Origin of the sequence: Weissella muntiaci, assembly GCF_008107635.1 — a bacterium.
GTDB lineage: Bacteria > Bacillota > Bacilli > Lactobacillales > Lactobacillaceae > Weissella > Weissella muntiaci.
The window spans coordinates 43,015-68,765 of the sequence record NZ_SDGZ01000014.1; the positions used below are offsets into that span (position 1 = coordinate 43,015).

22 protein-coding genes and 4 tRNA genes are annotated in these 25,751 nt (G+C 41.4%); 1 reads left to right on the forward strand and 25 read right to left on the reverse strand.

What is annotated here, in order from left to right; all coding sequences use genetic code 11:
* Position 1: 1 nt before the first annotated feature.
* The 21 genes from ESZ50_RS05305 to ESZ50_RS05405 all read right to left on the reverse strand — a co-directional run bounded on the left by ESZ50_RS05305 (position 2) and on the right by ESZ50_RS05405 (position 20,230).
* Positions 2 to 1,219, reverse strand: a complete 1,218-nt coding sequence (locus tag ESZ50_RS05305; protein ID WP_148622556.1) for a S1C family serine protease — start codon at positions 1,217 to 1,219, stop codon at positions 2 to 4.
* A 74-nt stretch (positions 1,220 to 1,293) separates the two neighbouring features.
* The gene (locus ESZ50_RS05310; RefSeq protein ID WP_148622557.1) at positions 1,294 to 2,094 is read right to left on the reverse strand and encodes an MBL fold metallo-hydrolase; all 801 of its coding nucleotides are present in this window, start codon (positions 2,092 to 2,094) and stop codon (positions 1,294 to 1,296) included.
* A gap of 99 nt (positions 2,095 to 2,193) precedes the next feature.
* Positions 2,194 to 3,006 carry a two-component system regulatory protein YycI gene (locus tag ESZ50_RS05315; protein WP_148622558.1) on the reverse strand — a complete coding sequence of 271 codons (813 nt, stop codon included), beginning with the start codon at positions 3,004 to 3,006 and terminating at the stop codon, positions 2,194 to 2,196.
* Entirely contained in the window at positions 3,006 to 4,319 is a 1,314-nt protein-coding gene (yycH, locus tag ESZ50_RS05320; RefSeq protein ID WP_187387560.1) for a two-component system activity regulator YycH, read from the reverse strand. The genes ESZ50_RS05315 and yycH overlap by 1 nt, the downstream gene beginning before the upstream one ends.
* Positions 4,312 to 6,171, reverse strand: a complete 1,860-nt coding sequence (gene walK, locus ESZ50_RS05325; protein ID WP_148622560.1) for a cell wall metabolism sensor histidine kinase WalK — start codon at positions 6,169 to 6,171, stop codon at positions 4,312 to 4,314. The genes yycH and walK overlap by 8 nt, the downstream gene beginning before the upstream one ends.
* Positions 6,172 to 6,247: 76 nt before the next feature.
* Positions 6,248 to 6,952 (reverse strand): response regulator YycF, encoded by a 705-nt coding sequence (gene yycF / locus ESZ50_RS05330; RefSeq protein WP_148622561.1) that lies wholly within the window; start codon positions 6,950 to 6,952, stop codon positions 6,248 to 6,250.
* Between the two features lie 193 nt (positions 6,953 to 7,145).
* Positions 7,146 to 7,218, reverse strand: a tRNA-Lys gene (locus ESZ50_RS05335).
* A gap of 115 nt (positions 7,219 to 7,333) precedes the next feature.
* Positions 7,334 to 7,406 (reverse strand) — tRNA-Lys (locus ESZ50_RS05340).
* A gap of 112 nt (positions 7,407 to 7,518) precedes the next feature.
* A tRNA-Lys gene (locus tag ESZ50_RS05345) sits at positions 7,519 to 7,591 on the reverse strand.
* A 118-nt stretch (positions 7,592 to 7,709) separates the two neighbouring features.
* Positions 7,710 to 7,782, reverse strand: a tRNA-Lys gene (locus ESZ50_RS05350).
* A 178-nt stretch (positions 7,783 to 7,960) separates the two neighbouring features.
* Positions 7,961 to 8,203: a 30S ribosomal protein S18 gene (rpsR, locus tag ESZ50_RS05355; RefSeq protein ID WP_148622562.1), complete on the reverse strand. Its 243-nt coding sequence runs from the start codon at positions 8,201 to 8,203 to the stop codon at positions 7,961 to 7,963.
* 47 nt (positions 8,204 to 8,250) lie between these two features.
* A complete protein-coding gene (gene ssb / locus ESZ50_RS05360; protein ID WP_148622563.1) occupies positions 8,251 to 8,796 on the reverse strand; it encodes a single-stranded DNA-binding protein in 546 nt (181 codons plus the stop codon).
* Positions 8,797 to 8,845: 49 nt separating this feature from the next.
* Positions 8,846 to 9,154, reverse strand: coding sequence for a 30S ribosomal protein S6 (gene rpsF / locus ESZ50_RS05365; protein ID WP_148622564.1), 309 nt, complete (start codon positions 9,152 to 9,154; stop codon positions 8,846 to 8,848).
* A 181-nt stretch (positions 9,155 to 9,335) separates the two neighbouring features.
* Positions 9,336 to 9,593 (reverse strand): hypothetical protein, encoded by a 258-nt coding sequence (locus tag ESZ50_RS05370; RefSeq protein ID WP_148622565.1) that lies wholly within the window; start codon positions 9,591 to 9,593, stop codon positions 9,336 to 9,338.
* Positions 9,594 to 9,623: 30 nt separating this feature from the next.
* Positions 9,624 to 10,607 carry a ribose-phosphate diphosphokinase gene (locus ESZ50_RS05375; protein WP_148622566.1) on the reverse strand — a complete coding sequence of 328 codons (984 nt, stop codon included), beginning with the start codon at positions 10,605 to 10,607 and terminating at the stop codon, positions 9,624 to 9,626.
* Positions 10,608 to 10,713: 106 nt separating this feature from the next.
* The gene (adhE, locus tag ESZ50_RS05380; protein ID WP_148622567.1) at positions 10,714 to 13,416 is read right to left on the reverse strand and encodes a bifunctional acetaldehyde-CoA/alcohol dehydrogenase; all 2,703 of its coding nucleotides are present in this window, start codon (positions 13,414 to 13,416) and stop codon (positions 10,714 to 10,716) included.
* Between the two features lie 227 nt (positions 13,417 to 13,643).
* Positions 13,644 to 15,530, reverse strand: a complete 1,887-nt coding sequence (locus ESZ50_RS05385; protein ID WP_148622568.1) for a M13-type metalloendopeptidase — start codon at positions 15,528 to 15,530, stop codon at positions 13,644 to 13,646.
* 332 nt (positions 15,531 to 15,862) lie between these two features.
* A complete protein-coding gene (gene glmU, locus ESZ50_RS05390) occupies positions 15,863 to 17,254 on the reverse strand; it encodes a bifunctional UDP-N-acetylglucosamine diphosphorylase/glucosamine-1-phosphate N-acetyltransferase GlmU (RefSeq protein ID WP_148622569.1) in 1,392 nt (463 codons plus the stop codon).
* Positions 17,255 to 17,278: 24 nt separating this feature from the next.
* Positions 17,279 to 18,115, reverse strand: a complete 837-nt coding sequence (gene purR / locus ESZ50_RS05395) for a pur operon repressor (protein ID WP_148622570.1) — start codon at positions 18,113 to 18,115, stop codon at positions 17,279 to 17,281.
* A 140-nt stretch (positions 18,116 to 18,255) separates the two neighbouring features.
* A complete protein-coding gene (locus ESZ50_RS05400; RefSeq protein WP_148622571.1) occupies positions 18,256 to 19,599 on the reverse strand; it encodes an APC family permease in 1,344 nt (447 codons plus the stop codon).
* A gap of 304 nt (positions 19,600 to 19,903) precedes the next feature.
* Complete coding sequence (locus tag ESZ50_RS05405) at positions 19,904 to 20,230, reverse strand: DUF7671 family protein (protein ID WP_148622572.1); 327 nt, start codon at positions 20,228 to 20,230, stop codon at positions 19,904 to 19,906.
* Positions 20,231 to 20,356: 126 nt separating this feature from the next.
* On the opposite strand from ESZ50_RS05405, the gene ESZ50_RS05410 reads away from it, so the two are divergent.
* Positions 20,357 to 21,496: a trans-sulfuration enzyme family protein gene (locus ESZ50_RS05410; RefSeq protein ID WP_148622573.1), complete on the forward strand. Its 1,140-nt coding sequence runs from the start codon at positions 20,357 to 20,359 to the stop codon at positions 21,494 to 21,496.
* Between the two features lie 42 nt (positions 21,497 to 21,538).
* On the opposite strand, the gene ESZ50_RS05415 is transcribed toward ESZ50_RS05410, so the two are convergent.
* The 4 genes from ESZ50_RS05415 to ESZ50_RS05430 form a co-directional block, all read right to left on the reverse strand.
* On the reverse strand, positions 21,539 to 22,063 hold the full coding sequence (locus ESZ50_RS05415; RefSeq protein WP_148622574.1) for a hypothetical protein: 525 nt from the start codon (positions 22,061 to 22,063) through the stop codon (positions 21,539 to 21,541).
* A gap of 138 nt (positions 22,064 to 22,201) precedes the next feature.
* The gene (locus ESZ50_RS05420) at positions 22,202 to 23,767 is read right to left on the reverse strand and encodes a hypothetical protein (protein ID WP_148622575.1); all 1,566 of its coding nucleotides are present in this window, start codon (positions 23,765 to 23,767) and stop codon (positions 22,202 to 22,204) included.
* Between the two features lie 2 nt (positions 23,768 to 23,769).
* Entirely contained in the window at positions 23,770 to 24,480 is a 711-nt protein-coding gene (locus tag ESZ50_RS05425) for an IspD/TarI family cytidylyltransferase (RefSeq protein WP_148622576.1), read from the reverse strand.
* Between the two features lie 959 nt (positions 24,481 to 25,439).
* Positions 25,440 to 25,745 carry a bacteriocin immunity family protein gene (locus ESZ50_RS05430; protein ID WP_148622577.1) on the reverse strand — a complete coding sequence of 102 codons (306 nt, stop codon included), beginning with the start codon at positions 25,743 to 25,745 and terminating at the stop codon, positions 25,440 to 25,442.
* Positions 25,746 to 25,751: the final 6 nt, after the last annotated feature.

Genomic DNA, 25,751 nt, shown 5'->3' on the forward strand with positions numbered 1-25,751 from the left:
TTTAATTCTCGCTATTACTTGCTTGATCTGACGTCTTCGTTAATTTTAGCGTCGTTTTTTGCGACTTACCATCACGATAATAAGTCACCTCAACCGTATCACCAACCTTATGTGAGAATAACTCCGTCCGTAAGTCAGCTGCACTGCCGACCGTCTTATCGCCAAACTTCGTAATCACATCGTACTGCTTCAAACCAGCACTTCCTGCCGGTGAATCACTCGTTACATCCATAACCACCACACCACTAGTTACATCAGACGACAGCTTTAAAATGTTCTTTTGATCCGCTGCTGACACTGATGACAAATCCAACATACTAATTCCCAAACCAGGTCGAGTTATTGAACCGCTCTTCTCAAGCTCATTAATGATCTTAACAACCGTGTTTGCCGGGATCGCAAAACCCATCCCCTCAACAGAAGTTCCGTCTTGCGATGATGCCAGCTTCTTAGAATTAATACCAACAACTTGACCTGCCAAATTAACTAAAGGACCACCAGAATTACCAGGATTGATTGCCGCATCGGTTTGAATAACCGTTTCATTCCCTAAGGAATTACCTTGTTCGTCAGTAGCTTTAACCGTTCGCTGAGTTGCCGAGATAATCCCTTCAGTAACCGATGTTGCGTATTCTGTCCCCAGCGGTGAGCCGATTGCTAACACACTTTCACCAGGCTGAATATCATCCGAGTTAACAAACGATGCCAATGTCGAAACCTTATCTGCATCAACTGATAATACTGCCAAATCTGTATAAGCATCTTTCCCAACTAAACTAGCCGTCAGCTTAGTACCGTCCGATAACAATACTTGCAAGGCACTTGCACCTGCCACAACGTGGTTATTAGTTACAATGTAGGCCTTACCATTATTCTTCTTGTAAATAACACCCGATCCTTCTGAGGCGGTCGTTAAACCACCCGTCGAACTACTTGCACTCTGGCTCTGCCCAAGAATCGATGAGTTAGTCGCCGCCTGTTGGTTTATAACCGAGACAACCGCACCAGACACCTTATTAAATGCCTGAGTTGCCTGTGATTTCCCCTCAACATTCGACTGATTCACACTGACCTTTTCACCAGTACCAGCGATCAGCGTACCGACGTTGGTATACTCATTTAACAAATAGGTTCCGCCGAGGGTTACACCACCACCGACTAAACCAGCAACAACTGCAATCGTAACAATTTTAAGATCTTTGCGCTTGTTTTCTGTCATTTTATTCACCTTTTTAATCAATGATAATTTGGTATATCAAGAACAATTCTTTGAAACAAAGTGCTCCAGCCACCTTAAATCGATTGAATCGCGGTCGCTTTCAACGGGTCAGTGTCATGCAAAAAGAAATCATGATCAACAGCCAAATCATGTTCAGCTAAAATTGAGGCAACCGTCAAATGCGCTAAATTCTTTTGGTTGTTTTCCTGACTTAAATGTCCCAGATACACATGCTTCGTGTGATTGCCTAGCACATTTGCCAAAGCCAGCGCACCATCTTCATTTGACAGATGCCCCTGATCACCAAGAATTCGTTGTTTCAATGACCATGCATAGCTGCCCATTCGCAACATCTCATAATCATGATTTGCTTCCATCAATAAAACATCTGCGTCACGGATCAAGCCTTTAATTTTATCCGAGGCATATCCTGTATCAGTAAGCATCGCAAATGTTTTATTGTCATGATGAAAAGCATAAAACTGCGGGTCAGCTGCATCATGTGAGACTGTGAAACTCTCTACATCCAGATCATCCATCAGTTTGGTCTGTCCAGGCGCAAATAACTGCATTTGCTCAGGTTTAATCTTGCCGATCTTACCATCCATGGCATCCCAAGTCTTTTCATTAGCATAAATATCCATACCATACTTACGAGCTAAAACGCCAACCCCTGCAATATGGTCACTATGCTCGTGTGTTACAAACAAAGAATCAACATCTGTCAGCGAACGACCAATTTGCGCCATTAATCCTTCAATCTTTTTACCTGATAAACCCGCATCAACGAGCACTTTATGATTTGGCGTCTCGATATAAGTTACGTTTCCCGCACTTCCTGACGCCAACATTGAAACATTAAAATCGCTTGTCATTTTTTCTCACTCTTTACATTAAACTTCTCAAGACCACTTGTTCCTATACCAACTACATCATAACACTCATATTTGGGATAAATTATGCCCAAAAAGTTCTTATTTTAGCAGTGTACCATTCAGCGCATTTACGTACTGCTCTCTGACTTTTCCACTTGTATCTTGAACACTAATCTGCCAACTAGGAACATAGATAATATCCCCGTCAACTTGTGTCAACTCACTATATACCAAATTGGTATCCAGAATTTTCTGGTTATTCGCAATCTCATTATACTGATAAACGACTGTCACTGCCTTAATTTCAGTGGTCAATTCACTCGGATCACGAAGTTGCGTTTTCTTTGCTAAATATCTCTGTGTATAGCTTACCAGTTCGCCCTGATCATTAATACTAAATCGAATCTCACTCAAATCAGAGTTAAAGAGCTTACCGTCAAATACTTTTTGAGAGAAGACAATCACCTTATTACCATTCGCTTGTTTTCCAGCCTGACGGGTCGCAACGCTATCATAATCGTATTCATCGCCCTTGATAACCATCGACTTACGTTTGGCAAGTTTCTCCAAACTCGCAATCTGCTTAGTCTTTGAATTCCCTAATTTAATCAGTTGATCCAAATTAGCTCGCAAAAGGCCGTTATTAACCCGTACCGTCCAGGAACTATCCAAACTTGTTCGGTCATCTAACAATACAGAATTATCAGCCTGAGCCGAAACATAGCTCCCCGTGTGTTTATCAGACGCCAAAAGTGGCACTGTAATACCATCATTTTGCATCTCATTCACAATATCAAGTGCGGATGCAGGCGCTGTCACTGCCTGCTGAGTTTGATTCCATGCGTACACCAGAAAAATATCTAGGGTAATAAACATTCCAAGAAAAATAAATAAAATCTTTCGAAAATCCATTAAGAACCCCCTGTCCGTGTAGCAGGATTCGTACCTAACGATTGCCACTCGCCATCATATTTATAAAACCACTCTGGCTGCAAAGTAACCGTATCTCCAGTATCCGTTTGCCAATAGTACCCAATCCGCAAATCTTCAATCTTATCGGGGTTTATCCCAACTTGACTCGCCCAAGTTTCGGCATCGGCAGTACTTGGCAATGTCACTGTATCATCGTCATTAACTGGCAAAGGCACTTGTAGCGTCGTCCCAGAGAAATCAACCTGTTGATGACCGGCGCTAATCATTTGAAATTTCACCAAACCCAATTTATCCAAATTAAAAATCGGTAGTCCATTCACATCAAGACGATATATCAGAGTATCACCGTTATTCTCGCTTGCAAAGTAATTAATACTATCAGAGGTCTGCTGAATATTCCCAAGCATATCATAACCGTCTTCCATCACTCCGCTAACATTCGGGAGCTTCTTTTTACTATTAAATACATCGAAGACACCGGTTTTGCTAGTTTGATTAATCGTCAAACGCTTATTCTCACCATCAGCATAAACTAAATTATTATTATCATCCTGAGTCGTATTAACCTGCTTACTCTCAGTAAACAGTACGTTCGCAAACGATTGCAAATCAGTATTTGTAACCAAATAACGATATTTTTGCAGATTGATCGCTTCTTCATATAATAATTTCACTTGTTGATCGGCCTCAGACCACTTAACAGCCACCACATGCTTTTTACTCAGCAGATTTGGCAACTGGAGCTGCTTATTCTGAACTGGATACCGATAATAATGGTGATTAGCATCTGAATAAAATGTAACCGTCTGAGACTGCGCATTCAACTGGATATAATTAATCGTCGCTTTACTTGGCAAATCATACTGATCGCCCAAGATCCGCTGAACAACTTTTCCAGCAACCTGATCCGGAAATTGCATTACCACTGTCTGATCAGCACTTAACGCTGCTAAATAATCACTTGCTGACAAAGTTTTCTGCTTAGATGCCTTAACCTTATAAGCAGAAACCTTACTAACAAGGTTATCCGTTGATGGTCGAAAATCAATTATCGCCATTGCTGATGATGACTCATTTACAACTAGGCCCGAAAAATCGTACACTTCTGCATATGAGTGCATGCTAACAACCTCTTGTTGCGAATTTGTCGTCTTAGAATCCAGCGAACGTTGCGGCGACTGCCATAGAGCAAGCGAGAACAACAATGACACCATAATTGCAAATCCCAGCAACACGTATAATCCCAGTTGCTTAGTTCTGCGCCATATATTCCCAAGTAATTGTCTAATCATCCCACTCATCCTCATCGTCAAACATTGTGAATGGGAAGGCAACAAAGAACGTTGATCCTTGCCCTTCAGATGATTGAACCCAAATTCGTCCACCTGAACGTCGTACAATTTCTCGTGAAATCGCCAAACCTAAGCCTGTACCACCTTGCGCCCTTGAACGCGCCTTATCAACTCGGAAGAAGCGATCGAAAATATGTGCCAGATCTTTCTTAGGAATTCCAAGGCCTTGATCACTGATGCTCAAGACCAATTCTTGACCGACCAAGCGCATTTTAACTCGAATTAATCCACCATCTGGCGAATATTTGATGGCGTTATTCATGATGTTATCAATCACCTGAGTAAACTTAGAGGGATCAATTTCAACCCACGCGGGCGTCGCCACGATGTCTCGCTTGATTGTATAACGTTTTTGCGGCTGATCATCATTCGCAATAATCATATCAAAGCGATCCAAAATATAGTTTATCAATTCGGTCATATTCACAAACTCGGCATCCAAACGCATTGTTCCCGAATCCATACGCGATAGATCAAGCAGGTCGTTAATCATATGAATCATTCGTTCAGTTTCATCCTGTGCTACTTTCAAGAAATTCGAAGCAATTTCAGGATCATTAATCGCACCATCTTGCAGAGCATCCACATACGATTTCACCGAAGTTAACGGGGTTCTTAGTTCATGCGACACATTCGACACAAAATCACGCCGTTCCTGTTCAATTTGCTGCTGTTCGGTAATATCATGTAAAACAATTACCAAACCAGAAATAAACCCGGATGCACGTTGAATCAAACTAAAGTAAGCCATTAAGATTAATTGGTTATGCCCTTGACTGAAATCAAGCATCAATTCTTCATGTCCATCCAGCAATTCGCGTAAACTATATTCACCACGAATATTCAAAACGTCCAAAATCGACTTACCTTGAGCCGCCTCAACATCTCCTTGTCCCGTCATTTGCAAAGCAGATGAATTAATTAAATTGATTCGTCCACGTCGATCAGTCGCAATAACTCCATCTGTCATATGTTCCAAAACAGAATCAAGCCGTCGTCGTTCAAATTCACTCGAATTAGTCGTTTCCTCAATCCGGTCCGCCAACGTGTTTACATTTTCTGCAAGTTGACCAATTTCATCCCGACTTTGAATCTTAATTTCACCGGAATAATCACCTTGCGCAATTTTAACCGTCCGATCTTTAATCTCCGCAATTGGTTTAGTTAAAGCACGTGAAATCACAACCGCCATCACGGCGCCCAAAATAACGGCTAGCAATGAGGCAACTAAATAAATTCGTGAAATATTGTCAAGATTATCGTAAATCGTCTCGAGACTCGCATGAACGACCACAACTCCAACTGTTTTATTAGCACCATTAATTTCCGTCACCAACGGCTTCACAACAACCTGATAACGGACATTATTATTGCTCTCAATTGGATCTTTGGCATATTTCTTACCCGCTAAAGCCGCCTTAACGTTTTGGTCTGTAATCTTTTGACCAACCGTATTTTGTGTATTAATATCCGTCGTTCCACGAATAATTCCATTAATATCAATAACCTCGGCGCTCGAGATACTGTTATTATTCAGATTTGACAACGTCGTGTGAATCGTACTATTCACCTGGCTATTGTCCCCCCCGCCTGACAATGTTTGCGTCAGGGAATCACTAACATATGCCGGTAGTGCAATTTGATCACGAAAACTCGCCAAATTTTGTTGCTCCAATTGCTTAACAAAAAAGGCTCCCACTAACTCTAGTGTCGCCAACAGTGTCAAGACAAAGACCACCGCAATTTTAAAATGAATTGATGTTAGGATTCTTTTTAAACTAAATTTCTTCATATTTTACTTTCTAAAATCAAAAAGGCTGAGAACAGAAGCATCTGTCCCCAGCCCCTGGGCCGTATCATTATATATACTAATCTTCTGCTGGCTTCAAATAGTAGCCTACACCACGTCGAGTCATCAAAATCAATGGATGACTGGGTGTTTCCTCGATCTTTTCACGAATTCGTCGAACCGTCACATCAACCGTCCGTACGTCGCCGAAATAATCATAACCCCAAACCGTTTGTAGCAAATCATCACGCGTCATTACTTGCCCAATGTGCTTTGCTAAATGATGTAATAGTTCAAATTCACGGTGTGTTAACTCAATGTCCTCACCGTCCTTCGAGACGATATACGCATCGGGGTGAATCACAAGTGACCCAACCTTAATGTCACTACTATCATCAACAACTGCTTGAGTGTTCGTCGTAGCGGTCTGGCGTCGCAAATTAGCCTTAATCCGGGCTAATAGTTCACGATTAGAGAAAGGCTTGGTCACGTAATCATCCGCTCCCATTTCCAAACCTAAGACTTTATCAATTTCGGAATCCTTGGCTGTCACCATAATTACTGGCACTTGCGAAGTTGCACGAATTTGACGTAAGACCTCGGTTCCCTCAACCTCTGGTAACATCTGATCCAATAGGATCAAATCTGGTTCTTCTTCTTCAAATAATTGTAATGCGGCACGGCCGTCCATTGCGACGACGACATCATACCCTTCTTTTGTTAGATTAAATTTGATGATGTCCGAAATCGGTTTTTCATCATCAACAACGAGAATTTTACTCATGGTTCCTATCCTCTCGTAAAAATAAGTTAATAAACTTAATTATATCATGGATTCATTTCCTACTAGTTCAATGATACATTAACAATCAACAAATACAAGCAACTTTGTTAAATAACATCCATTCGTTCTTGAGCGTCCAAACAACCCCACAATAGTAAAAAAGCACTTGGTATTAACCAAGTGCTTTTTATGATGGGCAGTCAGGGGCTCGAACCCTGGACCCACGGATTAAGAGTCCGTTGCTCTACCAACTGAGCTAACTGCCCATGCATTGTCTTTCAACAACAGATAATATAATACCACATGCAGCTAATCAATACAATATTTTTTTAAAGAAAAAAGCATTTACAGGATAACCCTGCAAATGCTTTTTTCTTTTGATGGGCAGTCAGGGGCTCGAACCCTGGACCCACGGATTAAGAGTCCGTTGCTCTACCAACTGAGCTAACTGCCCATACATTGTCTTTTAACAACAGATAATATAATATCATATTCAACTAGCTAATACAATATCTTTTTAAAACAAAAAGCATTCACAGATAATTTCTGTAAATGCTTTTCTTTGATGGGCAGTCAGGGGCTCGAACCCTGGACCCACGGATTAAGAGTCCGTTGCTCTACCAACTGAGCTAACTGCCCATACGTTATCTTTTAACAACAGATAATAATATATCATAAACTTCAATACTTTACAATGGCTTTAACGAAAAATAAAAGCACCTACAAGAGTTATACTTGTAAATGCTTTTTCTTTTGATGGGCAGTCAGGGGCTCGAACCCTGGACCCACGGATTAAGAGTCCGTTGCTCTACCAACTGAGCTAACTGCCCGTACACTGTCTTTAACAACAAATAGTAATATACCACTCCCAGCACCTATTGGCAAGTATTTTCTCGATCCAACTTTGCTGAGAAAACCCATTAACTCCGCATATAGCATTCTATATATAATTCCACAAAAAAAGCCGGACTTGATAGTCCAGCTTTTTCTTTAAAAAGAACTCTAGAATTAGTCTTCTGCAACGAAAGGCAAAAGTCCCATGATACGAGAGCGCTTGATAGCAGTCGTAATCTTACGTTGGTTCTTAGCAGATGTACCCGTCACACGACGAGGCAAAATCTTACCGCGTTCTGAGATAAAACGCTCCAACAATTCAGTGTCCTTGTAATCCACGTATTCGATGTGGTTGGCTGCGATAAAGTCAACCTTACGACGACGGCGAGGGCCGCCACCACGACGTTGTTGTGCCATGATATATTCCTCCTGATAGATTTAGTTTTCGACTTAAAGTTGTTTAATTAGAATGGCAAATCATCATCGGAAATATCAACTTCTTGACCACTTCCAAACGGATCGTTATTACTTGGCGCGGCTGGTTGACTCGAACCATTGCCGAAAACATTCCCATTGTTTGATGCAGGTGCACCAAATGGATTGCTATCAGCTTGAGCATTGAATCCACCGTTATTGTTACCGGCAAAGTTATTACTTGAACCTTGGCTACCACGACGAGCTTCACGATCAGCGCGACTCTCTAGGAAGGTAAAGTTGTCTACAACTACTTCCGTGATGTATCGGCGCTGACCACTTTGATCGTCGTAAGAGCGCGTCTGAAGTCGACCCTCAATTCCAACTAATGAACCTTTACTAAAGAAATTAGCAAAGTTTTCAGCTGGTTTCCGCCAGATAACGGCATTAATAAAATCGGCTTCACGCTCACCGTTGGCGTTCGTATATGAACGGTCAACTGCAAGTGTGAACGAAGCAACAGCTGCTCCTGATTGTGTATAACGCAACTCAACATCACGTGTCAAACGACCAGTAAGTACAACTCGATTAAGCATTGAGGAACTCCTTTCTAATGATAAAAACTATTAATTAAATGACTTAAAATTACTCAGCTGATGCAAAATCGCGCTTAACGATCATGTGACGCAAGATATCTGATGAGATCTTTGCCAAACGATCAAATTCGTTAATAGCGGCGTCGTCAGTTGCTGTAAAGTTTACCACGTGGTACATACCTTCGCGGTAACCAGCAATTTCATAAGCAAAACGACGTGATGACCAGTCTTTAGACTCTGCCACCGTTGCACCGTTGTCCGCCAAGATAGCGTCGAAACGCTCAACCAATGCTTTCTTAGCATCGGCATCCATGTCAGGGCGAATGATGTACGTTAGTTCGTATTGTGTAGGCTCCATTGTATTTTCCTCCTTTTGGTCTATGGCCGGGAATTCCCGGCAAGAAGTGCCACCGAGCCAAAACTCAGTATTACTCACAAAACATAATTTTACACGCTTAACCGCCAATTAGCAAGCAATTATTATTGGCGTCGACAGAGAAAAAGCCCCGTTATCAATCACAACGAGGCCCCTCTTTTACTTAGTCTTCTTGAGCGTAATCCGTCACATATAAGTGCTTCAAAAACTCTTCTGCTTCATCCGCCGCAATAACTTTTGTTTCAATATTCTTTGCGACAACGCCTTCAATATACTCGCGGCTAGATTGTTTCATACCTTCGCCAACAATAATATGAACACGATGGAACTCATCATTCCATTGAACCTCAGTTGGACCCCATGTGTCCAAGTTCAATTCTTTAACCCAATTTAAGATAACGTCTTTACTTAGTTCAATCATATCTCTCACACTCTCTAAAATAGCTTTACATTACTTTGGCCTGTGGAAACGCGTTTTGAACAACGTTGACACAGCTTTATTCTCATTAATTCGCTTAATTGCTTCGGCAATTAGATCCGCCGTTGTAACCTGAATCAACTTAGGGAACTTCTTCTCATCTGGCAAATTAATTGAATCAGTTACAATCACTTGTTCAAAAACAGAATCTTGTAAAATATCTTTTGCTTGTCCCGAAAAGACTGCGTGAGTTGCAACTACATATACCTCAGCCGCACCCTCATCTTTAAGCTTCTGAGCACCCTTGCTGATTGTTCCACCAGTATCAATCATGTCGTCAATCATGATTGCTCGCTTGCCTTCAACATTACCAATGATGTTCATAATTTGTGCAACATTGGCCTTTGGCCGGCGTTTGTCAATAATCGCAATCGGTTCTTGTGAACCCAACAACTCTGCCAAAGCCCGTGCTCTCGTTACACCACCGTGATCGGGTGAAACAATCACTGTATTTTCATCAGCGATACCATTTGTCAGCAGATAATCTGCCAGCAGCGGCGCTCCCAACATATGATCAACCGGGATATCAAAGAAACCTTGAATTTGCGCGGCGTGCATGTCTAATACCAGTACACGAGTGACACCCGCCCGCTCTAGCATATTGGCAACTAATTTAGCCGTTATTGGTTCCCGCGAACGTGCCTTACGGTCTTGACGTGCGTACCCATAATAAGGCATAACCACATTAATCGTAGCGGCACTAGCACGGCGCAACGCATCAATCATAATCATCAGTTCCATCAGATTGTCATTTACAGGTGCTGAAGTCGGCTGAATAATGTACACATTATCGCCTCGGACCGACTCTTCGATGTTAATCTGAATTTCCCCATCAGCAAAACGCGCAATGTTTATTTTTGAAAGTTCAACGCCAATTGAAGCCGCAATCTTCTCCGCCAAAGGTAAGTTACTACTTAGAGAAAAAAGTTTCAAATGTGGATCCGCGTAAGTCGCCATAGTGTCCTCCATTTATTTTGTTATTAATATCATTGTATCAAAATTCATAAAGAAAAAGCCACCGCAAGCGATGGCTTTTTCAATGATATTTTGAAAATTGAATGAGTTAGAACAAATCATTCAAAAGTTGCTTGATTTCCTCCAAGCGAGGTTGGCGTGGATTACCAGGCGTGCATTGGTCGTCATAGACAAGATCAGTCAACTTGTCGACTGAATTTGCCAAGGCTTCCTTAGTTACACCATTACCTGATAGCGTAGCATCAACATCCAAGGCCTCTGCTAAGCTCTTGATCTTCTTCAACAAGGCATCAACCAAGGCCGCATCATTCTTTCCTTGCAATCCAAGGTGACGTGCGATGTCAGCATAGTCTTTTTGTGCAGTATATGTCTCGTAACGAGGGAATGGCGTCCGCTTAACATTACCAGTAACTGCGTTGAACTTGATGACGTGTGGCATTGCAATCGTAATTGCAAGACCGTGTGGCAAGCCAAATTCTCCACCGATTTTGTGTGCCAAAGAATGATTAATTCCCAAAAAGGCATTTGCAAATGACATACCAGCCAAAGTTGAAGCATAGTGCATCTTTGAACGTGCTTCTTGACCTTCCTTGGTTGGGTTAGCAGGATCATATTTGTATGAAGCTTCCAAGTTATCAAAAATCAACTTGATGGCTTGCAAAGCCCATGGACGAGTAAATTCTGAGGCCATAACAGATACATAAGATTCCAAGGCGTGTGACAAGGCATCCAAACCAGAGAAAGCAACTGTCCGCTTTGGCACCGTCATTACAAATTCAGGGTCAATGATTGCAACTTGTGGTGTCAATTCATAGTCTGCCAATGGATACTTCACATGAGTTTCATCGTCTGTAATAACCGCAAATGGAGTTACTTCTGAACCGGTACCTGATGTTGTTGGAATAGCAACCATTTGTGTCAAACGTGGTTGATCAAACTTAACGATTCGCTTACGAATATCCATAAACTTTTGCGCCAATTCTTGGAACAAATCCTTCAAGGCAACATCATCTTGCAAAATCCCTTCGTTTTCAGGTTGTGCTGAATACTCATATAAGAAGCGAGCAATCTTTCCAGCATCTAAGGCAGAACCTCCACCAATCAAAAGCACAGTATCAGGCTCAAATTCTGACATTTGACGAGCAATCTCAATTGCTTGATTCAATGTTGGGTCTGGCTTAACTGAACCATAGATCGAAGTCTTGACACGTTCAGTCCGAAGTTGGAATTGATCCAAGATCTTATCAACAAATCCAAACTTCACCATTCCAGGATCAGCAACAATAAATGCTCGATCGATGTTTGGTAACTCTTGTAGATAAGTGATTGAGTTTGCTTCGTAGTAAATATCCTTTGGCAAACGAACCCATTGTGGGCGGTTACGACGACGGGCGACTGTCTTAACATTCAACAAGTCGTAAGTAGACAAATTGTGTGACAATGAATTCTTCCCCCATGAACCTGTTCCAAGCGTCAATGATGGACGCAACGCATCAGTATAGATATCACCAACACCACCAATTGAGTCTGGTTGGTTAACCAAAATACGTGATGCACCAATCGCATCAGCATATTCCTTTACAAACGGATCATCTTGCGCACCAATTTGGATTGCGGCATTATGACCTGCACCTTGATAGTTCAACAAAGCTTGCACAATCTCAATTGCTTCCTTACGTGAGGTTGCTTTATAAACTGACAACAAAGGACTCAACTTTTCTGAAGACAAAGCCTCACCAATGTTCTTTTTGTCCAACTCGAACAACAAAACATCCTTATCAGCAGGCATCTTAACACCAGCTTGTTCAGCAATCCATTGTCCAGACATTCCGGCAACTGGTCCAGCGACCCCGAAGCCTTCAGCATTTGGCTTGAACACAAAGTTTGCAATCTTAGTGAAGTCATTCTTAGGAGTTAAGTAAGCACCTTGTGCTTGCAACTTAGTCATTACTTCATCATAAATTGATGCATCAATCACAACCGAATTTTCAGTTGCACAGATCATTCCATTGTCAAAGCGCTTTGAAAGAAGCAAATCTTCTACCGCACGGTCAATGTTAGCCGTCTTATCAATATAGATTGCACCATTTCCGGCACCAACACCCATTGAAGGGTTTCCAGAACGCAAAGCGGCGTTAACCATGGCTGGTCCACCAGTTGCGAGGATTGAAGCAATCTTTGGATTTTGAATCAATGATGACGTTCCATCAAGCGATGGTGTATCGATCCATTGAATAAAGTTCTTTGGTGCACCAGCTGCTACAGCTGCATCATAGACAATCTTAGCAGCATGTGATGAAGATTTTTGTGCTTGTGGATGGAAGGCGAAGACAATTACGTTACGCGTCTTTGCTGTCAACATTGACTTAAAAATTGCAGTTGAGGTTGGGTTAGTCGTTGGCACGATACCAGCCAAAATACCAAGTGGTGCGGCCAATTCAACTTTTCCAGTTACACGGTCTTCAGCAATTACGCCAACCGTCTTATCATTCTTGATTGAGTTATAAACAGACTCAGAAGCAAAACGATTCTTTGTATCTTTATCTTCGACAACTCCACGTCCAGTTTCATCATGGGCTTCATGGGCCAACAATAGTGAATTCTCTGAACCAGCTAAGGCCATCGCTGCAACAATTTTATCTACTTGGGCCTGTGTATATGTTGAAAATTCTTTTAACGCAACTTCAGCCTTATCAACTAGTGAAGAAGTCATTTCCTTAGCTGCCTCAAAACGGGCCGCCTTTTCTTCTTCAGTCAAAACCTTTTTCTTAGGTGCAGTAGCTTCTGCCATGAAATTTTCTCCTTCGATCTGTAAATCATTTTTTGTTTGCTCATTTATTAACATAACTAGTATAACATTTCACAATCATCTGTCAACACGTTCATTTAAGACATCCAAAACCATCCTGAATGCCAATATAATAACAATGTATCCGTTTTCATAAGAGTGATTTAAATCACAAAAAACAAAAAAAGATATTGCATTTCTGCAATATCTTAACTATTTTCGTGATTGATTTACCAAATTTGAACACGCTCAGCTGCATCAAGCCACATTCCGTCACCTTCTTGAATGTTGAATGCATTAATAAAATCATCGAAATTTTTAACTTGAACATTTACTCGTAACTCAGCCGGACCGTGTACATCAGACTTTGCCAATAGTTGCATAAATTCTGGGCGAGCCTTCATTCGCCAAATCGTTGCCCAACTTTCAAAGAATTCAACAGCCGAAAAATCATCTTCACGTTTAGCAGCCGCCAACGCTGCTGCTAAACCACCTAGGTCGGCCACGTTCTCAGAAACCGTCAATTTACCATTCACGCGAGCACCATAGGAGATTTGGCCATCAAACTGATCAACAACCGCCTGCGTACGTTCCTTGAAAGCTGCATAATCCTCTGCCGTCCACCAGTTGTTTAACGAACCATTTTCATCAAAAGAAGCCCCATTGGTATCAAATGCATGCGAAATCTCATGTGCAATTACGGCACCAATACCACCATAATTCGCTGATGACGATTGTTCTAAGCTATAAAATGGTGCTTGTAGGATCGCTGCTGGGAATACAATTTGATTCTGCTGTGGATCATAGTACGCATTCACCGTGTGCGCCGCCATATGCCACTCATTACGATCCACCGGTTGATGCCATTGAGACCAACTATAAGCGATTTCTAACCGGCGAAGTTTATTCAAATTTTCAAAGAGGCCTAAACGCTCATCAATAATCTTATTCGCATAGCGATCTGGCACCTTCGTTGGATAGCCAATATGCGGTACAATTGCATCCAGCTTCACAAGGGCTTTGGAACGTGTGGTACCGGCCAACCAGTCGGCGTTCTCCAAGCGTTGCTTGTACACATCGATCATTGTCGCAACCTTTTGCTCCACATCTTTCTTCGCCGCAGGTGAGAAGTATTGACCAGCATACCACAGACCAAGTGCCTGATTATATGGCCCCGCCGCCAAATAATAGGCCGCTTTTTCAGCACTAACCGCAGCTGGAGTGCCACTCAGGATGCGTCCAAAGGCCCCGCCAAGAACGCGTAATTCATTTGACAAAACCCCTGTATAGCCAGTCATAACAGCAACAAGCAAATACGCCTTCAAGAGTGGCCAAGCCTCCTCCGAATAGAATTGATCCGCTGCCTGCCAGAAACGTTCTTCAGGAACAACAATCATATCCGGCTCATTTGGTAATAGCTTTGTTACCAGTTCTTGCCATGGCAAGTTTGGTGCTAAGGTCGTAAATTCATTCCATTTATAAGGATGATACAATTTTGCATACTCAGCGCCCTCTTCATTGCTCAAGACTACTTTTGCAATCCGCGCATCAAAGGCCAATGCTTTATCCAAAAGATCGTCAATTTCTATTGTAGATAAATCATAGTAAGCCAGGATCTCTGCTTGAGTCTGTCGCCACTTGGCAAGCAAGTCACGTCCCTCATCCGTTCCATAGTAGGTCGTATCCGGCAGAATTGTGCCCAGAGCATCCGCCCACAAAACATTTACCCGTGCATCCTTGAAATCAGGTGCAATTCCAAGTGGTAACGCATTTGGTAATCCTGCCTGTTCAAGTTCAATTAAATCTTTCGCAAAATCTGCAAAACTTTGGTAATTTTGATAACGTTCGACCAAAGGCAATACCGGTGCTACACCCAAACGATCACGTTCCGCATAATCACTTGTCAATTGATGTAACTTAATAAAATTAGCAATATATGGGTCGTCGTTCGTGATCGTCCCATCTCGCCAACCCGCGGTTGTCTTTAACATTAATGCTTCAATTTCATCCGCTAAGTCCGAAAATCCACCTGTTCGTGGCTTATCTTCTGGAATAACAGCGCTATCTGCCCACTCTGCATTGATTGCTTGATAGAAATCATCATTTGTCCGGTTCATCGGATTTTTTCCCCTTAACGTCTTTATTTTTATGATATAATCCCTATTGTAGTACATGTTAAGGTAATAACCGACCTTTAACTGATTAAGATCGCATTTTACAACCTTAATCTTCTATGATAAGTGGCCTAACCAACCATTTATCGGGTTTAACCAACCCATAACCTACTCCTAATGACTCTTACTTTCCCGAGTTTGAGTCACGAACTGGATCAAACTCAAAGTTTGAATCGGCTCTCAGCTATCTAAAACATTTCAGTTTTAGGTAGCTTTTTTAATTAAATAAAAAGGTCAGATAGCAAAACCTATCTGACCTTTCTTATCAACAAAATTTAATCTTCTTCTGCACCAAACTTTCCAAATAACGGTGTCCGATGCCAGAAATCCGCCTTAGTCACCTGTCGTGATCGAGCAATTCCCATCGCATGAATTGGTAAATCATCAGTAATCGTTGATCCGGCTGCCGTAATTGTCTCATCAGCCAAGACCAACGGAGCAATCAATTTAGTGTTTGAACCAATAAAGGCGCGATCACCGACAACCGTCGTGTGCTTATGCATGCCATCATAGTTAACGAAGATTGTACCAGCACCAATATTTACGTCCTGACCAATTTCCGCCTCACCAGCATAAGACAAATGTCCCATTTTTGAATGCTTGCCTAACTTTGCATTCTTCAACTCAACAAAGTTACCTACATGGGCATCCTGACCAAGTACCGTCTTCGGACGCAAGTGAGCATAAGGGCCGGCATCTGCACCCATTTGAATTTCCGCCTGCTCCAAGTGACTCGTGTCAATCTTTACTGAGTCTCCAATTACCGAGTTTTCAATCCGTGAACCCGATGTGATCGTCACATGATTACCAATCGTAGACTGCCCCTTAATGTAGACATTAGGCTCAATCAATGTATCGTAACCAATCTTTACATCTACATCAATGTAAGTATTCATTGGATCAATCATTGTCACACCATTACGCAAATGACCCTCATTAATTCTTTGCCGTAAAACAGCATTTGCTCGTGCCAAAGCGACGCGGTCATTAACACCCATTGACTCGTCAAAATCCGCCATTACAAAGGCACCAACCGTATGATTATCCTCACGCAAAATTTCAAGTGTATCTGGCAAATAATATTCGCCTTGCGCATTATCGTTTTTTACTTTCTTCAACGCTGCGAAGAGTAATTGGTTATCAAAAGCGTATACGCCAGTATTAACCTCTTTAATCGCTTGCTCCAACTCATTTGCGTCTTTTTGCTCAACAATTTTAGTTACATTATTATTTTCATCTCGGACAATTCGACCATACCCAGTTGGATCTGGCGCTGTTGCTGTCAAAACCGTCACAGCATTACCACTTTGCGCATGAAAATCAAACAAGCCATTAATCGTCTCAACCGTAAATAAAGGTGCATCCCCAGACATAATAATTGTTGTGCCTTCAACATCACCCAAAAGTGGCTCCGTCATTTGGATGGCATGCGCCGTACCAAGTTGTTCCTTTTGTTCCGCAAATTCTGTTTGATCACCTAAACGATCACGAACTGCTTGCGCGCCGTGACCAATCACCGTCACGATTTTTTGTGCACCAGCTGCCTTTGATGTATCTAAGACAAGTTCAACCATTGCCTTACCAGCAACTTCATGTAATACCTTGGGTAAATCGGAGTGCATTCGCGTCCCTTTACCCGCCGCTAAAATAATGACATTTCTTTGCATTATCGCAATAACTCCTTTAATTCCTTAGTCTACTGTTTGAGTTTGATAAATCTCGTGACTGTAATTTCCCGGCTTAACTTTGATAACACCGTCATCCTTATTTGTATCAACATGAATCAATGATGTGTACTTATCAATCACGCGATGTTCAACGCGTCCTTCAGCTACTACTGCCACTCCAACTGTCGTACCCTCAAACTCTTTAACCAAAGAAGCCATACCGCGGATCGTACCACCGGCTTTCATGAAGTCATCCACAATTAATACGCGTGATCCCATTGGGAGGGAACGACGCGACAACTCCATCTTTTCTAAGCGCTGTGATTGTCCTGTTACATAATTAACTGACATCGTTGGACCTTCTGTTACCTTGGTATCATTACGGACAATCACAAAAGGTACGTTTAACTGTTCAGCTACGGCCTGCGCGACTGGTACACCTTTGGTTGCAGCCGTCATTACTGCATCAATTGGTTCATGCAAATATTGCGTTGCAATCAACCGACCGATTCGTTGTAGAAACCAAGGCTGTCCAAGTAGGTCCGACAAATAAACATAACCACCTGGCAAAACGCGCGTTTCGTCATCAATCGCATTTACCAAAGAAGCTACAAATTCAGCTGCATGTTCCTCGGTCATGTATGGTGTAAAGCGCGTTCCCCCAGTTGCTCCTGGAATTGTCTCCAGTAGTCCAATTCCCCGCTCTTGAAAAGTGCGCTTTAGGATCGTTAAATCTTCAGAGATCGATGATTTTGCACTCTCATAAAGTTCAGCGAATTGAGTCAGTGAAACCAAAGTCCGTGGACGCTCCAATAAATAGCGCGTCATATCAACTAAGCGATCGCTTCGACGTGTTTTCATACTTTTAATCCTCGAACGTTCGTAATTTTTTATAATATTGTGAACATTATAGCACAAACGTTCAATTAATTACGCTTTTTTAAGCATAACCCGAAATATAACCGACCTTTACCGCTTTGACAAAACCGAACGTTATTACTTTAACGAAGTACATTATTTTTCTTCCTATAATAAAAGAAGACTGGTAAACCAAGCAAAACCATAATCAAAGAAATTGAGACCCCATAAATATCACTAACAATCGTAGAATATAGTACGAAGATTGCTCCGAAAATTGCAACTAATGGCATCAACGGGTAAAGCGGTGATTTGAATAATGTATCTAACTTATCTGTTCCGTCAATCTTAGCCTTTCTGCGTAAAATGAATACGCCGAAGAAAGCCGCTGTATAAAAAATCCAAATTGCAAAAATTGCCAAATCAGACAAACGATCCACACCGTCAGTATAGAAAATTGCCAATAAGATCGCCAAAATTCCTACTGAAGCAATCGCATTCGTCGGAACTTGTGTCTTTTTAGTCAGCTTACTCAGATACTTTGGAAAGAGACCATCCTGTGCCATTGCGTAAGCCATGCGCGGGAATGCCAACATTTTACCATTTAACGTTCCAAGCATTGAGATAATAATTCCCAAACTCAAAGCTCGACCACCAAAATCACCAAAGGCAGTTTGTGCCACAGCAAAGGTTGCGTTATTTTGCAACTTGACGATTTGTTCAACTGGTAAGGCATGAAAGACACCATAAGTTACACCAACATAGGCAAACACAACGATTGAAACTCCAAAGATCAATGAGCGTGGTAGATCGCGACGAGGGTTCTTCATTTCACCGGCAATATTTGCCAGCAAGATCCAACCATCATAAGCGAATAATGTTGCTAAAATTGCAACACCAAAACCACCGTTCTGCGCAGTTGCCACTTGATGCACCGTCTGCCCTAATGCATCAACCTTACCAAAGAACAAACCATACCCAATCAAAACTGCAATTGGGATCAACTTAATCGAAGTTGTAAGCACCTGAAAGCCAGCGGCCACCCGATTCTCCAATAAATTGATCGTCACTACAAACAAAATATAAATCACCGCAATCCAACTAGCATCACGAGGCGCCAAACCCAAGAAATTAGCTGTCAGGAATGCTGCATAACCAGCGATTGCCGCAATCACAGCTGGCGCATAAACAATCACTTGCATCCAACCTGTCAGAAAACCAGCAGTTGGACCATATAATGATTCGATATATGAATAAAGGCCTCCTGTCTTTGGCAAACGAGCTCCTACTTCAGCAATCGATAATGCTGCCGCCAAAGTAATCACTCCGCCTGTTAACCAAGCTAATAATGCCATCGTCGAGGAACCTGCATCCTGCAGGACACCCGCTTGTTTAAAGAAGATCCCTGAACCAATCACAGTCCCAATCACCAGGGCTAACCCTGACCAAATTCCCATCGAACGCTTTAACTCTATCTGTTCTTGCATAACCCACTCCTACTTTCGTCTTTCTAAATAAAAAACCACCCTAAGCCGCGGTTAGCGATTAGGGTGGTTAAGAACCAACTCTGATAAGCGTTACACGAAAACGCCCAATCACTAACTTGTGAATGAGTATGAACGATCATCATTATTATCATCAATTGAAGTTACATAAATATAAATCATAATCGTTCTCCTTTTCCCGTGTAAAATTATAACATGATTAGAATTTATCATATTATTTACACATTTACAAGCGCTTTTCAATTTTTCACGAAGATTGTTTTTAGAATTCAAATAAGTGTTCGTATTAATTGCTTTGCAATTGCGTATATACCGCAATAACATCTGCCAAAACTGCTGCATCAATTTTAACCGTCAGAAAGCGTCCCATTGGTGTGATTGTGTGCCGCTTCTTAAAAGCTAACTCATTAATGGCTACCAGCATCACAGTCAAACCATTTTCAGTCAAGAAAAGTTGTCCGGCATCTGCGAGCTTCCCCTTTGTGTGTTTACCAATCCGCCAACTGTGAAAATCACTCAAAGTTAACGGCCCTTTCTGTGGTTTGTAACCACCATCATTGTTCTGTTGAACCACGACCCCAATTAATTCAGCCGTCGGATACTTGTCAGCCATCGTAGCTTTCCCTCCTACAAGGTGTTAGCAAAATTATAGCACGTCCATTTTACATCAGTGCTTGAACCTTTGTTTGTAAACCCTTACAATGTAGTTCAATAAATAAAAGTAAGTAGGTATTTAACCATGCAAATCGAAACAGCTGTCATCCATGCCGGCATCCAAGAAGATCCATTAACAGGCGCCGTCATTCCCCCCATTTATCAGACATCAACCTATCACCAAGCCGAACTAGGCGGACATGTTAAGTATGAATACACGCGCGGCGAAAACCCAACCCGTTTCGCGGTTGAAGCTGTTATGGCCACCCTTGAACACGGGACAGCTGGCTTTGCTTTCTCATCAGGTATGACTGCGATTCATGCCGTTCTGACGCTACTCCATAGTGGTGACCATCTGATTATAGGGACCGACGTCTATGGCGGCACCTTCCGTCTAGTTAATCGCATATTAAGTAATCTGGGCATCACAGCCACAGCTGTTGACACAAATAATCCCCATGCCGTTCAAGAAGCCATTCAACCCAACACTAAAATGTTGTATTTGGAAACGCCATCAAATCCCCTTCTCCACGTTACCGACATCCCTCAAGCCGCTAAGATTGCCCATCAAGCACAAATGATTGTGGCAGTTGATAATACCTTCGCCAGTCCTATTAATCAGACTCCCTTAGATCTAGGTGCCGATATAGTTTTGCACTCTGGCACCAAATATTTAGGTGGTCATTCTGATCTTATATCTGGTTTTGTCGTCACAAAAGACTCCGGCCTGACTGAACAAATCAAATTCATTCAGATGTCGATTGGTGGTGTACTATCACCCCAAGATAGCTATCTCCTACAACGTTCACTAAAAACGCTTGCTTTACGTGTAGAGCGCCATAATTCAAATGCCAATCGCTTGGCAGAATACCTAAACAATCACCAAAAGATTGCCAAAGTGTATTATCCAGGTCTAATCAATAGCCCAGATCATCAAATAGCACAAGCGCAAATGAACGGTTTCGGTGGCATGCTGTCATTGGAACTTGTCACCGGACTTGATACTAAAACCTTTGTTGAAAGCATGCGATTGTTTACCCTAGCCGAGTCTCTGGGAGGCGTTGAGTCCTTGATTGAGGTTCCCGCTGTGATGACTCACGCCTCGATCCCACGCTCAGTTCGTCTTGAAAATGGTATTAGTGATGAACTAGTCCGCGTTTCCGTCGGTATTGAGAGTATCGATGATTTGCTTGAAGATATGCAGCAAGCCCTAGCACAGCTGTAATATAAATAAATAACCCGCGGATATCCTTCCGCGGGTTATTTATTATTTACTATAAGTCAAAGTTTTTATGACTTTTCCATCTGGATTGGTAATATTGACAATCAACTTAGGGTTCTTTTCACCGGCTGATTGCATTGATGTCAAAACTTTATTTGCCATTGTTTGCACTTGATCACCATTCGTAGTCATCGCTGTATTAACCAAAAGGCTATTCAACTTCGAAGTGGTCAGTGTCTCTGTCACCGTTGAACCACTCACCGTTGCTTCAGCACTATCAAACAGACCGTTACTTTCACTAATCAAAGTACTACTGCTTTCATTTAGCTTATCAGAGATCTCACTTGCTGAACGAGGTGCCAGTTCAACATCAGCCAAACTAGTCCCAAGCGACGACGAACTAATTGGCGCTGCCTTGGAAACGATAGTTGCTGCTTGTCCCGCAACAACGTTTCGCTCAAACTGGACCCCTCCAAAAACAATTAGCCCGACGACTACAACAAAGATACTCAACGACACCCAGAGTCGCTTCTTACCATGCTTTTTTTGTTTACTTCTTTGACGTTGCATATTGCCTCCCACTTTTCACGAATAATTGTATTATACCATCAAGACTTAGGGCTATGGTCGATTATATGTTTGCAATATTTAATGCAGCATAAAAAAGCCTCCACGATCGTAATAATCTCTCGTGGGGGTTTCAATGGATTAATCTAATTCAGCGACCATCTCTTCAATGATCTGATGCTCTGGATGCTCGTTAACTAACCAATTCTGCACATTTCGTTTTTGTTGTTCTGCCAAATCGTCATTTGCCACTAATAAATGTTCAACCATTGTCAACGCTGCTTCTAGCCCGTCAACACGATGCGTCCCACTCATAATTACTTCACCGGCCTCAGTGAAGGGAACATGGTCCGGTTTTTCAAGGAAAACAATCGGCTTATTCAAGACTTGACCCTCAAATAAGATGCTGATGCCATCTGCCAAGACAACGTCACTAGCTGCGACTGCTGGGTAGCTACCCTCATTGATCAAATATTCGGCATTTGGCAATTCAGTCCAAGCGTTCACGAATTCATCATAGGCCGCCACTTCAAAATCAGTTGCAGGATTTGCAATAACACTGCGTAGACTCGGATGCGGATTAAAAACCACTGACACATCAGGATGTTGTTTCGTCCATTCATACATCCCTTGATATACCTCAACGAACGTTCCAAAGGAGAACCATCCATCAATCGAATGATGTGGCATCCAAATCAATTTCTTACGACCATGATCATCAACCGGCCACCTAGGGCTTGTTTGTCTTATTTGTAAGGCCTTCAACGAGCCAACCGCTGAAAACTTCTCTTTTGAAATGTATGTATCCTCAAGCAAATCAATCTCAGCCTTCGTCAGCGGCTCAGCAATAAAGGAACGCCAAACGTATTCATAATAATCCAACACAAACATCGGCTTCTCCAAATCGCCAGGATTACTAAGTAGATTTTCTGTAATAACATACGCAATGTGGACCAACCTTGTCCAATTTAAGCGCTTTGCGGCAATTGACTCAGGAAAATCTGCATCCCACTCTGACTGTCGAATTAGAAAATCTGGCTGCCAATTTTTTAAACTTACCAATGCCTGATCATCAAAATCACCAACAACTGGTTTAAAACCGGCCTCCCTTAGATATTCATCCAACTGGTCCTTACTACCCGCTTTTTCAACATCTCTAAATATCCGATTAAGCGTAATCACCTTCATTTCAAAACGTGCATCATTTTTTAAGGCGTGCATCAGAATCAATTGTGCATCAATTGTTTCAATCGAGTTCAGAATAAAAGCCACTCGAATCAACTTGTGTTTATGCTTTATTACAGGAGCTTGCAATTCACTCCGTAAATCGTTAATAATGGCCATCTTTGCGTCATTACTAGCATTATTAATCAAATCCTCAATTGCCGCCTCGCGTTGCACCAACTTTAGTTCATGCTTCACATGCTCGTCTGGCACAAAATCACCAACCAAAGCTTCTCCGCGGACAAAACGTTCTGGCAAATTGAATTTGGTGGTTATCTGATGATTTTGGTCTTCAATAATCAAACAGTCATCGTCAATCCGCCAAAACCGCTCATTAAAGTTCTTGCCACCACCAAAAGAGATTTCCCCGTTCTCTTTAAACAACCACGCATTTGTATATGGGGGTATTCCAGCTTGTCCAAAAGAAAAATATTTTTCAGTTAGGAACTTATTCCAATTAAACTTTTTATTAAAGGCTGCCATATCTACTCTTCTTTCTCAGAATAAAATGCTTCCGCGATTGCCAAATCAAAGGGTGTCGTAATCTTGAAATTTTGTTGCAACCCGCGAACAATTGGGACACTAACCCCATTCAAAATAAATATTTTAGTTGCCTCAGTTAAGCCGGCTATTTCAGCGTCCGATAAATTTGCATATGCTGATTTAAACTTATTAATATTAAAAGACTGCGGTGTTTGCACTTGATACATTGTTTCGCGCTGCGGAATTACCTCAATACTATGTTGATTACCCACACCAATTGTATCAATTGCCGACAAAGCAGTTCCCGCGACACCATATTCACTAGCAAGCTCAATATTTTGAGCGATAATCGCATTCGTTAGAAAGGGTCTTACAACGTCATGTGTAACCATAATATGATCTGACGCTGAACCAAACATCTCTTCAGCAGCCGCAACTGCATTTAAAAGCGATTCATTCCGATCCGCGCCACCCTTTATAACAGCTAAGCGTTCAATCTGCTGTGCCGAGAACCATTTAGCCAGTAATTCATTCAGCTCAGCTTCCCAATTACCAGTAATTACGATAAAAATTTTATCAAAAGTATTATTCTCTAAAAATTTTGCTACAGTATGTATCAAGATCGGTGTTCCGCTAACTGTCAAAAATTGTTTAGGCTTGTCGGCACCCATCCGTGTTCCAGTCCCACCCGCCAGAATTCCTGCAAAGTTCATCTTATTAATCCCCCCATTAATTACATTACTAATTATCAAATCAAGATAGCCTTAAACCAACCTATCTTTGTCAATTCGTCTACACATTTGCAAGCAACCATCATGACCGATTGATTCTGTTATTAATTAATTTAAATCTTTAAAAAGCTAGGCGAACAAAATAAATATCCTAGATATACTAATTCAATGTATATTTTAAAAATAATTTTCATAAAAATAGTGTTCACCCTGAACTCTATGAAATTACGCTTGAATGGCTTATCTATACTCAATATAAGCCTGTCAATATATATAATATCAGGTTTCTTTCAGCAAACAAAATATTATTCTACTATTTCTAGAGAATATTAAGACAAATATATCGTTCGACTTATCGTATTCCCAAACGGATTACAAACAAAAAACCGATCCATAAGCTAAGCGCTCAAGATCGGTTTTTTAATGAAAAATTCGCGGATAGCGACGAAGGAAGCTTACTTAGCTTCCAAGTTATCCGTTTCTTTTGAAACTTCATATATTAGCCTTTATTTAAACATTCGTCTTTAAACGAAGCAAAAAAGCTCGGGTTCAGTTCAATGATGTAAATCAAACTTTTTTCTATCGCTGTAAGTAGTAGAGAAAATTATAATGAGAATCAACAAATTACTGCTTGGTTCATTCTTAATTGCCTTTTTAGAATAGTAATGTTTTCAGCCGCTAATATAACAGCAAATTACGATTCAAGTACTTCAATTATATTTGAATCCAACACTGATCCAACCAATAATTTCAGAAAAAAGAAGGACCATCTATCATAAGTAGTCCTTCTAATTCAAAATCATTTATCGTCTCGTACATAATGTAAGAAACAATAATTTCTTTAAAAGCCCAACTAAAAATACAAAGTATAACGTGCTTTAAATATCGCTGTAAAAGCAACTAATTACCGGTGCGATTGAGTTAACTTCAACCGGCATAGTCTAGTCTAAATAACTGCGGTTTACCAACATTGATCCTCTGTTAGTTCCAAGCGGGGCAATTTTATTTAAAATCGGTCCTAACTTATCATAGAATTCCGATGCACTAGCTGTAAGATTCACTTTTAATGATTCTTGTTGAAACGTTGCCATCACTTGATTAATCACACCTACGGGATACCGCCCCGATTCGATATCCTGTTTAGCATATACGCCAATTTTGCGTTCACGTTCCGTTATTGATGGATCTAAAATAAAATCATATAGTAAATTCAAAAACACCGTCTCATTTTTAGTTAACTTACCCATATCATA

Coding starts and splice junctions, on each gene's coding strand:
- ESZ50_RS05370 (WP_148622565.1), bottom strand. CDS start 9,593: ATGATTGAACTAAGTAAAGACGTTATCTTAAATTGGGTTAAAGAATTG.
- rpsF (WP_148622564.1), bottom strand. CDS start 9,154: ATGGAGCCTACACAATACGAACTAACGTACATCATTCGCCCTGACATG.
- rpsR (WP_148622562.1), bottom strand. CDS start 8,203: ATGGCACAACAACGTCGTGGTGGCGGCCCTCGCCGTCGTCGTAAGGTT.
- ESZ50_RS05315 (WP_148622558.1), bottom strand. CDS start 3,006: ATGGATTTTCGAAAGATTTTATTTATTTTTCTTGGAATGTTTATTACC.
- ESZ50_RS05420 (WP_148622575.1), bottom strand. CDS start 23,767: ATGGCAGCCTTTAATAAAAAGTTTAATTGGAATAAGTTCCTAACTGAA.
- ESZ50_RS05430 (WP_148622577.1), bottom strand. CDS start 25,745: ATGGGTAAGTTAACTAAAAATGAGACGGTGTTTTTGAATTTACTATAT.
- walK (WP_148622560.1), bottom strand. CDS start 6,171: ATGAAGAAATTTAGTTTAAAAAGAATCCTAACATCAATTCATTTTAAA.
- ESZ50_RS05415 (WP_148622574.1), bottom strand. CDS start 22,063: ATGCAACGTCAAAGAAGTAAACAAAAAAAGCATGGTAAGAAGCGACTC.
- ESZ50_RS05405 (WP_148622572.1), bottom strand. CDS start 20,230: ATGGCTGACAAGTATCCGACGGCTGAATTAATTGGGGTCGTGGTTCAA.
- ESZ50_RS05305 (WP_148622556.1), bottom strand. CDS start 1,219: ATGACAGAAAACAAGCGCAAAGATCTTAAAATTGTTACGATTGCAGTT.
- adhE (WP_148622567.1), bottom strand. CDS start 13,416: ATGGCAGAAGCTACTGCACCTAAGAAAAAGGTTTTGACTGAAGAAGAA.
- ESZ50_RS05375 (WP_148622566.1), bottom strand. CDS start 10,607: ATGGCGACTTACGCGGATCCACATTTGAAACTTTTTTCTCTAAGTAGT.
- ssb (WP_148622563.1), bottom strand. CDS start 8,796: ATGCTTAATCGAGTTGTACTTACTGGTCGTTTGACACGTGATGTTGAG.
- glmU (WP_148622569.1), bottom strand. CDS start 17,254: ATGCAAAGAAATGTCATTATTTTAGCGGCGGGTAAAGGGACGCGAATG.
- ESZ50_RS05385 (WP_148622568.1), bottom strand. CDS start 15,530: ATGAACCGGACAAATGATGATTTCTATCAAGCAATCAATGCAGAGTGG.
- ESZ50_RS05400 (WP_148622571.1), bottom strand. CDS start 19,599: ATGCAAGAACAGATAGAGTTAAAGCGTTCGATGGGAATTTGGTCAGGG.
- ESZ50_RS05425 (WP_148622576.1), bottom strand. CDS start 24,480: ATGAACTTTGCAGGAATTCTGGCGGGTGGGACTGGAACACGGATGGGT.
- ESZ50_RS05410 (WP_148622573.1), top strand. CDS start 20,357: ATGCAAATCGAAACAGCTGTCATCCATGCCGGCATCCAAGAAGATCCA.
- yycH (WP_187387560.1), bottom strand. CDS start 4,319: ATGATTAGACAATTACTTGGGAATATATGGCGCAGAACTAAGCAACTG.
- ESZ50_RS05310 (WP_148622557.1), bottom strand. CDS start 2,094: ATGACAAGCGATTTTAATGTTTCAATGTTGGCGTCAGGAAGTGCGGGA.
- yycF (WP_148622561.1), bottom strand. CDS start 6,952: ATGAGTAAAATTCTCGTTGTTGATGATGAAAAACCGATTTCGGACATC.
- purR (WP_148622570.1), bottom strand. CDS start 18,115: ATGAAAACACGTCGAAGCGATCGCTTAGTTGATATGACGCGCTATTTA.